This window comes from Microbacterium sp. A93 (genome assembly GCF_051842835.1).
Genome location: NZ_JBPXMT010000018.1, coordinates 1 through 629, shown reverse-complemented (window position 1 = coordinate 629; position 629 = coordinate 1). Strand labels below are relative to the sequence as shown.

The following is a 629-nucleotide window of genomic DNA, read 5'->3' as shown; positions in this document are numbered from 1 at the left end:
CGCGGCGCGGAGCGCCACCATCGCGGTTGCCCTGGTATCCGCCTTCGCGGCGCGGAGCGCCACCGTCACGGTTGCCCTGGTATCCACCCTCACGACGAGGAGCAGCACCATCACGGTTACCTTGGTATCCGCCTTCGCGGCGCGGAGCGCCACCATCACGGTTACCTTGGTATCCGCCTTCGCGGCGCGGAGCGCCACCATCACGGTTGCCCTGGTATCCGCCCTCACCACGAGGAGCAGCACCATCACGACGCGGAGCACCGCCGTCGCGGTTGCCCTGATAGCCGCCCTCACGACGCGGAGCAGCACCATCACGGTTGCCCTGATAGCCGCCCTCACGACGAGGAGCAGCACCATCACGGGCTGGGGGCGTCGAGCGATCAGTGCGCGGAGGACGGCCCTGACGATCGTCGCGTCGGGCATTGGAACTGTCTTCGCGTCGTGGTCGACGCTCGTCCTCGTTAGGCATGGTCCTGATTCTCTCAACTTCCTGTAAAACGCAAAATGGCCACCCAGCGTTGGGTGGCCATTTTGTCTAAAAGAAGTCCGGCGGTGTCCTACTCTCCCACAGGGTCCCCCCTGCAGTACCATCGGCGCTGTGAGGCTTAGCTTCCGGGTTCGGAATGTAA

1 protein-coding gene and 1 rRNA gene are annotated in these 629 nt (G+C 64.7%); both read right to left on the bottom strand.

All coding sequences use genetic code 11. The features are described from left to right. On the bottom strand, positions 1–423 hold a 423-nt coding region (locus ACSU1G_RS32335; RefSeq protein WP_439285400.1), incomplete at its 3' end, for a hypothetical protein. A 121-nt stretch (positions 424–544) separates the two neighbouring features. Continuing rightward, positions 545–629, bottom strand: a 5S ribosomal RNA gene (gene rrf, locus ACSU1G_RS32330); the annotation flags it as partial.